Source organism: Arthrobacter sp. TB 26, from assembly GCF_000427315.1.
In the GTDB taxonomy this organism is placed as follows: Bacteria; Actinomycetota; Actinomycetes; order Actinomycetales; family Micrococcaceae; genus Arthrobacter.
In genome coordinates this window covers 1-7638 of sequence record NZ_AUPJ01000237.1, presented here as the reverse complement: position 1 = coordinate 7638, position 7638 = coordinate 1, and the positions used below count along the sequence as shown (strand labels likewise).

Below are 7638 nucleotides of genomic sequence, written 5' to 3'. Positions count from 1 at the left end.
CGCCGCGCCGTCGACGGCCGGACGGTCACGCAGATGCGCTACGCCCGGGACGGGGTCATCACCCAGGAGATGCGCTTTGTCGCGCTGCGCGAAAACTGCGACGTCGAGCTGGTCCGCAGCGAGCTCGCCGCGGGCCGTGCCATCATCCCCAGCAACGTCAACCACCCCGAATCCGAGCCGATGATCATCGGCAAGGCGTTCCTGGTGAAAATCAACGCCAATATCGGCAACTCCGCGGTGACCAGCTCCATCGCCGAGGAAGTCGACAAACTCCAGTGGGCCACCCAATGGGGTGCGGACACGGTCATGGACCTCTCCACCGGGGACGACATCCACACCACGCGCGAATGGATCATCCGCAACTCCCCCGTCCCCATCGGCACCGTCCCCATCTACCAGGCTCTGGAGAAGGTCAACGGTGAGGCGAACGCCCTGACCTGGGAGATCTTCCGGGACACCGTGATCGAGCAGTGCGAGCAGGGCGTGGACTACATGACCATCCATGCCGGGGTGCTGCTGCGCTATGTGCCCCTGACGGCCAACCGGGTCACCGGCATCGTGTCCCGCGGCGGAGCCATCATGGCCGGCTGGTGCCTGGCCCACCACCAGGAGAACTTCCTGTACACCCACTTCGACGAACTCTGCAGGATCTTCGCCCGCTACGACGTCGCATTCTCGTTGGGCGACGGCCTGCGGCCCGGCGCAACAGCCGACGCCAACGACGCGGCGCAGTTCGCCGAACTGGACACCTTGGCCGAGCTCACCCAGCGGGCCTGGGCGTTCGATGTCCAGGTCATGGTGGAGGGACCGGGACATGTGCCGTTCCACCTCGTCCGGGAAAATGTGGAGCGCCAGCAGGAACTCTGCAAGGGCGCCCCGTTCTATACCCTGGGGCCGCTGGTGACCGATATTGCGCCGGGCTATGACCACATCACCTCCGCGATCGGCGCCACCGAAATTGCCCGCTACGGCACCGCCATGCTGTGCTACGTCACACCCAAGGAACACCTGGGACTGCCCAACAAGGACGACGTGAAGACCGGCGTCATCACCTACAAGATCGCGGCCCATGCCGCCGATCTCGCCAAGGGCCACCCCGCAGCCCATGAACGCGATGACGCCCTGTCCAAGGCACGGTTCGAGTTCCGCTGGCGGGACCAGTTCGCGCTGTCACTGGACCCCGTGACGGCCGAGGCGTTCCATGATGAGACGCTGCCCGCGGAGCCGGCCAAGACGGCGCATTTCTGCTCGATGTGCGGCCCTAAGTTTTGTTCCATGCGGATCAGCCAGGACATCCGCGATGAATACGGATCAGCGGACTCGCAGGCCGCGCTGGCGGCATTGGCAGTCGGGATGCGCGCGAAGAGCACGGAGTTCCTGGCCTCGGGCGGCAAGGTCTACCTGCCGGAGCCGGCCGTGGGCGGACCCGCACCCAGCTAGGAGGCGTGCGCGTGCTGTTGCCGGCCGACGTCGGCGATGAACGCCCGGATGATCCGGTTTCCCTCTGCTGAATCCTGGGGCCGGTGCCCGCCCGCCGCTGTGCGGTGAACGGCGCCGGTTTCACGCAGGTAGCCCGCGATCTCTTCGTAGAGCGGTTCCCAGCCGCCGGTCAGGACCAGGGTGGGGACGCCCGGGACGATCTGTAGCGGGGCTTCCCAGGCCGGAGCCTGCAGGCGCAGGCGGCGCGCTTCCCGCTGGTCTTCCGGGCGCGGGGCACCCAGGGTCGCCTGTGCCGGAGTGTGGGCCGCGAACACCCGGCGGACGAATTCGCGGTGGAAATCCTCATCGCTGAGGTGGTGGCGGACTTCGAAGAGCGGCTGCATCAAGGCGCGGTGCGCTGCCGTCGCCGGCAGCTCCGCGGTGAGCGAGAGGCAGGCCGGCTCCACGAGGGTCAGCGAGTGCACGAGGTCGGGCCGCTCGACGGCGGCCATCATCGCAGCGATGGCGCCCTGGGAGTGCGCCACGACGTGGCCGCCGGCCTCGCCGCGGCCGTCGTCGGCCAGTGCGCGCAGCACAATCGCGGCGTCGGCAGCGAAGTCCGTTTCCAGCGGCTCGGCGACGGGGTCGTACCCGTGGCGGCGCAGGAACAGCGCGTCGTAGTTCAGCGCCATTCCGTGCTGTTTCGGCCACGCGGCAGCGCCGAAGCTGCCCGCCCCGTGGACGAAGACTACGCGCTGCTTGAACATGCTCTAACCCTATGACACCGGCCCGACAATGGGCCGCCGACATTTCGGCCGGCAGGGCCTATTTGCCGCCGCCGAGGAACTTGTCGAAGCCCTTGGGCAGGTTCAGCTGGGAGGGATCGAAATCGCCGCCCTGCTGGCCGAACGCGGCACCGGTCGGAAGGGCCTTGGCGCCTTCGGCCCGGCGGGCCTGGGCGTCCTTGAGCTCCTGCGCGGCCTTGGCCGGGTTGCCGGAGCGGGCCTTCTTCTTGGGTGCGCTCTTGGCGCCCTTGCGGGCCCCTCCGCCACCCATGCCGGGCATCCCCGGCATTCCGGGCATTCCGCCGCCGGCAGCCATCTTCTTCATCATCTTCTGGGCCTGGGCAAAACGTTCCAGCAGGCCGTTGACCTCGGAGACGTGCACACCGGAACCGCGGGCAATCCGGGCCCGGCGGGAACCGTTGATGATCTTGGGGGCGACGCGTTCGTGCGGCGTCATGGACCGCACGATCGCCTCGACGCGGTCGATCTCACGCTCGTCGAACTGCTCGAGCTGCTGCCGGATGTTCTGCGCTCCGGGCATCATCATGAGCATCTTCTTCATGGACCCCATGTTGCGGATCTGCTGCATCTGGGCGAGGAAGTCGTCCAGGGTGAAGTCCTCCTGGTCGGCGAACTTCTTCGCCATCCGGGCTGCTTCATCCTTGTCCCAGGACTTCTCCGCCTGCTCGATCAGGGTGAGCACGTCACCGAGGTCGAGGATGCGCGAGGCCATGCGGTCCGGGTGGAAGAGCTCGAAGTCGTCCAGGCCTTCGCCGGTGGACGCGAACATCACCGGCTTTCCGGTGACGGAGGAGACGGAGAGCGCGGCACCGCCGCGGGCGTCGCCGTCGAGCTTGGAGAGCACGATGCCGGTGAAGTTGACGCCTTCGTCGAAGGCCATGGCCGTGTTGACGGCGTCCTGGCCGATCATGGCGTCGACCACGAAGAGCACTTCGTTCGGAACGATGGCGCGGCGGATCTGGCGTGCCTGTTCCATCATCTCGGCGTCCACGCCGGTCCGGCCGGCGGTGTCCACGATCACGACGTCGTGCAGGGTGCGCTTGGCTTCCTCGACGCCGGCGCGGGCGACCGAGACCGGGTCGCCGGCGGGGTGCTCCAGTTCGGTGGAGGTGGCGCCCGGGTGCGGAGCGAAGACGGGCACGCCGGCGCGTTGGCCGACCACCTGGAGCTGGGTCACGGCATTGGGACGCTGCAGGTCGCAGGCCACGAGCATGGGGCTGTGGCCCTGCGCCTTGAGGTACTTGGAGAGCTTGCCGGCCAGGGTGGTTTTGCCGGCACCCTGGAGGCCGGCGAGCATGATGATGGTGGGGCCGGTCTTCGCGAGGCGGATCCGGCGGGTCTCGCCGCCGAGGATCTCGACGAGCTCCTCGTTGACAATCTTCACGATCTGCTGGCCCGGGTTCAGGGCGGCCGAGACTTCGGCGCCAAGCGCACGCTCGCGCACGCGCCCGGTGAATTCGCGGACGACGGGGACGGCGACGTCGGCGTCCAGGAGGGCACGCCGGATTTCCCGGACTGTGGCGTCAACGTCCGCCTCGGTCAGGCGGCCCTTGCCACGGAGATTCTTGAAGGTTGCTGTCAACCGGTCAGAGAGTGAATTGAACACGCGCCGTGCACTTCTTTCAGTGGATCTACAGTTGGCGGCCGGTCCGGCACGCCAGCGTCGCGACTGATGTTCGCCTGAACGAACCGCCTCGACGACGGGACTCGACTATCTAGGGTACCAAGACGCGCCTTCAAGATGGCATGCTGGCTAAGGTGACCAGCCAAAAAACAGTAAAAACCCTGCTCATCCTCGGCGCCTCGGGCGACCTCACCGGCAGGCTGCTGCTGCCGGGCCTTGCCCGGCTCGTGTCCCGGGGACGCGCCGACGGGCTGACCCTGGTCGGAGCCGGCTCGGATGCCTGGACCCCGGACCAGTGGCTCGAGCGCATCGAGGAGTCCTTCGCCGACGCCAACTCCCAGGCCGAGGCCTACGGCCGGCAGGAACTGAAGCGGATCCGCGAAACCACCAGCTACCACCAGCTCGACGTCACAGCCGACGGGCAACTGGCCGGCCTGCTGGCCCAGCTGGAGGGGCCCGTGGCCCTCTACTTCGCCTTGCCACCGCGCGTCAGCCAGCTGGCCTGCGAAGCGCTGGCTCCCGGGGAGGTGCCCGCCGGAACCCGCCTGGTCATGGAGAAGCCGTTCGGCTCCAGCGAGGAGTCCGCCCGGCACCTCAACGAAACCCTGGCCGCCCTGGTGCCGGAGGACCACATCCACCGGGTGGACCACTTCCTGGGCAAGGCGACGGTGCTGAACATCCTGGGACTACGCTTCGCCAACACCTTCCTGGAGCCGGTGTGGAACCGCGGGTACATCGAAAAGGTCGAGATTGTCTTCGACGAGGACCTCGCTCTGGAGGGGCGCGCCCGCTACTACGACGGCGCCGGCGCCCTCCGCGACATGATCCAGAGCCACTTGTTGCAGATCATGGCCCTGATGGCAATCGAGCCGCCGGCCTCGGTGGATGAGCGGGACCTCCGGGACGCCGTGGCCACGGTGCTGCGGGCCAGCAGCATCAAGGCCCCCTATGCAAAGAGCACCCGCCGTGCCCGGTACACCGCCGGCTCCATCGACGGCCGGACGGTCCCGGACTATGCCAAGGAAGAGGGCGTCGACGCGTCCCGGGGCACGGAGACGCTCGCCGAGGTTGAAGTGGCGATCGACAACTGGCGGTGGCAGGGCGTCCCGTTCATCCTGCGCTCCGGCAAGGCCCTGGGCATCAAACGCAAAGAGGCCGTGGTGACCTTCCGGCCGGTGCCACACCTGCCCCGGGGCTTCACCGGGGCGGACTCCCCCAACCAGCTGAGGATCGGCTTCGGCCCGGACACCCTGCAGTTCGACGTCGACGTGAACGGCCCCGGCGATGTCCTCAGCCTGGACCGCGCCACCCTCGAGGCTGAGCTCAGCGCCTCCGAGCTGCTGCCGTACGGGGAAGTCCTGGAGGGTGTCCTGACCGGCGATCCCCTGCTCTCCGTCCGCGCAGATACCGCCGAAGACTGCTGGCGGATCCTGGAGCCTGTCCTCAAGGCCTGGGCCCGGGACAGCGCACCGCTGGAGGAATACCCCGCCGGGAGCGCCGGGGCGGAGGGCTGGCCCGTCTGACCGCCGTCGGCGGCGCCGTCGTCAGCGTTTTTGGCGGCGTTTTCGCCGTCGTCGTCGCGTCAGGCGTCCGGACACAAAAAAGCGGGCCGGGGACCCTTTCAGGTTCCCGGCCCGCTTTTCTGTGATGCGCTGTCTAAATGGCGGCCGATCCGCGTTCTCCGGTGCGGACCCGCACTGCTTCGAACACATCCATCGTCCAGACCTTGCCGTCACCGGCCCGGCCGGTGTTCGAGCTGGCGATGATGACATCCAGGATGTCGTCCGCCTGCTCGTCGGTGGCCAGGACCTCTACCCGGATCTTGGGGAGCAGGTCCACGTTGTACTCGGCGCCGCGGTACACCTCGGTGTAGCCCCGCTGCCGGCCGTAGCCGCTGGCTGCGCTGACCGTGAGGCCCTGCACGCCGTAGGCTTCAAGCCCTTCGCGGATAGTGTCGAGCTTTTCGGGCCGGACAATTGCTGTGATCAGTTTCATGCCTCCACACTTTCCTTACCTGCTGCTGCGGTCTTCTTGCCGTTGGACGTCGGGGCCACCGTCTCGGCCGGGGCCGCTGCGGCCTGGGCCTTGCCGGTGATGAGTTCGTGCAGCGGCGTGAAGCTTCCGCCGTGACCGCCGACTCCGAATTCGTAGGCGGTTTCGGCGTGCAGGCTGAGGTCCACGCCCACCACTTCCTGCTCCGGGGAAACCCGGAAGCCCATGGTCTTGTGGATCGCGAAGGCGATGATCGAGGTCAGAACCGCGGAGTAGGCGATGGCGATGCCGGCCACGGCGAGCTGGGCCCAGAGCTGGGTGAAGCCGCCGCCGTAGAAGAGGCCGCCGCCGACACCTTCGACCGGGAGGGCGATGAAGCCCAGTGCCACGGTGCCGATGATGCCCGAGACGAGGTGGACACCCACAACGTCGAGCGAATCGTCAAAGCCCCAGCGGAACTTGAGTCCGACGGCGAGCGCGGAGGCCACACCGGCGACGAGGCCGAGGCACAGCGCGCCGACCGGGCTGACGTTGGCGCAGGCCGGGGTGATGGCGACGAGGCCGGCGACCACACCGGACGCGGCACCCAGCGAGGTCGGGTGCCCGTCGCGGATGCGCTCAGTGACGAGCCAGCCGAGCATTGCCGCGGCCGGGGCGGCCAGGGTGTTGACCCAGATCAGGCCGCCCTGTTCTGCGGTCGTTGCTGCGCCGCCGTTGAAGCCGAACCAGCCGAACCAGAGGATTGCGGCACCGAGCATCACGAACGGGATGTTGTGCGGGCGGTGGTTGGGGTCCTTGCCGAAGCCCTTGCGGTTGCCGATGATCAGCACGAGGATCAGCGCCGCAACACCGGCATTGATGTGGACGACCGTGCCGCCGGCGAAGTCAATCGCCGGGCCGAGGGCCTGGCCGATGGCGCCTTCCGGGCCGAAGAGCCCGCCGCCCCAGACCATGTAGGCCAGCGGGCAGTACACCAGGGTGACCCAGACCGGGACGAACACGGACCAGGCGCCGAACTTGGCGCGGTCAGCGATCGCGCCGCTGATCAGGGCGACGGTGATGATGGCGAAGGTGGCTGCGTAGCCGACCTTGATGAGTCCGTCAGGTGTGTCGATGCCCTCGAGCCCGAAGGTGGCGAAGGGGTTTCCCACCATCTGCAGGAAGCCCTCACCGGAGCTCATCGAGGCGCCCCAGAGCACCCAGACCACGCCGACCATGCCGATGGAGATGAAGCTCATCATCATCATGTTCAGTGCAGCCTTGGCGCGCGTCATGCCGCCGTAGAAAAATGCGAGTCCTGGTGTCATGAACAGCACAAGTGCTGCTGCCACCATCAGCCATACGTGACCTGCGGTAAGTTCCATGGTGCACGTCCTCCTTGCTTGGATGCGATCGAGAAGTTGTTGTTGCGGAGTTCTCCGCGTGCCTCAACGCGGTTTGCGTTCTAAGAAGATTTTGTCGGGGGCGTGTTTCGCCGGCGGAGGATTTAGATTGCCGGGGTGTTACAAGAACCTCTTGGAAGTAAATCGTGCAAATCCTTCTTGTTACGGTTATGTTTCACGCGTTCCAACATCCCTTCTCCCGCACGCCCATAACCCCAGGAAGCCTCCACCATGAGTAAGTCCCCCCGCCCCGCGGGATCCCCGCCCCAGGCCGGCACCCGGACCAGCGGCAGGGCGGTGCTGCCCCGGGACATCAAGGTGATGTTGGTCGCTGCCTTCCTCATCGCCCTCGGCTTCGGCCTGGTGGCCCCGGTCCTCCCCCAGTTCGCCACCACTTTCGACGTCGGTGCGACGG

At 67.3% G+C, this 7638-nt stretch carries 6 protein-coding genes and 1 pseudogene; 3 read left to right on the top strand and 4 right to left on the bottom strand.

Annotation, left to right across the window (positions count from 1 at the left end):
* Nucleotides 1-1440: phosphomethylpyrimidine synthase ThiC (gene thiC, locus K789_RS0108435; protein ID WP_024366375.1), on the top strand; the 1440-nt coding region annotated here is incomplete at its 5' end.
* Here the strand turns inward: thiC and K789_RS0108430 are convergent.
* Together K789_RS0108430 and ffh are read right to left on the bottom strand one after the other, a co-directional pair.
* A complete protein-coding gene (locus K789_RS0108430; protein WP_024366374.1) occupies nucleotides 1437-2186 on the bottom strand; it encodes an alpha/beta fold hydrolase in 750 nt (249 codons plus the stop codon). The genes thiC and K789_RS0108430 overlap by 4 nt on opposite strands.
* A 58-nt stretch (nucleotides 2187-2244) precedes the next feature.
* Nucleotides 2245-3831, bottom strand: coding sequence for a signal recognition particle protein (gene ffh, locus K789_RS0108425; RefSeq protein ID WP_024366373.1), 1587 nt, complete (start codon nucleotides 3829-3831; stop codon nucleotides 2245-2247).
* Nucleotides 3832-3983: 152 nt separating this feature from the next.
* Between ffh and K789_RS0108420 the strand changes: the two genes are divergently transcribed.
* On the top strand, nucleotides 3984-5372 hold the full coding sequence (locus K789_RS0108420) for a glucose-6-phosphate dehydrogenase (protein ID WP_024366372.1): 1389 nt from the start codon (nucleotides 3984-3986) through the stop codon (nucleotides 5370-5372).
* A 133-nt stretch (nucleotides 5373-5505) separates the two neighbouring features.
* Here the strand turns inward: K789_RS0108420 and K789_RS0108415 are convergent, their stop codons facing one another.
* Entirely contained in the window at nucleotides 5506-5844 is a 339-nt protein-coding gene (locus tag K789_RS0108415; protein ID WP_024366371.1) for a P-II family nitrogen regulator, read from the bottom strand.
* On the bottom strand, nucleotides 5841-7205 hold the full coding sequence (locus K789_RS0108410) for an ammonium transporter (RefSeq protein ID WP_024366370.1): 1365 nt from the start codon (nucleotides 7203-7205) through the stop codon (nucleotides 5841-5843). Before K789_RS0108410 ends, K789_RS0108415 begins: the two co-directional genes overlap by 4 nt.
* Nucleotides 7206-7454: 249 nt before the next feature.
* Here K789_RS0108410 and K789_RS22670 point away from each other — a divergent pair.
* Nucleotides 7455-7638 (top strand): annotated as a pseudogene (locus K789_RS22670) (MFS transporter); the annotation flags it as partial.

Coding starts and splice junctions, on each gene's coding strand:
- K789_RS0108430 (WP_024366374.1), bottom strand. CDS start 2,186: ATGTTCAAGCAGCGCGTAGTCTTCGTCCACGGGGCGGGCAGCTTCGGC.
- K789_RS0108415 (WP_024366371.1), bottom strand. CDS start 5,844: ATGAAACTGATCACAGCAATTGTCCGGCCCGAAAAGCTCGACACTATC.
- K789_RS0108410 (WP_024366370.1), bottom strand. CDS start 7,205: ATGGAACTTACCGCAGGTCACGTATGGCTGATGGTGGCAGCAGCACTT.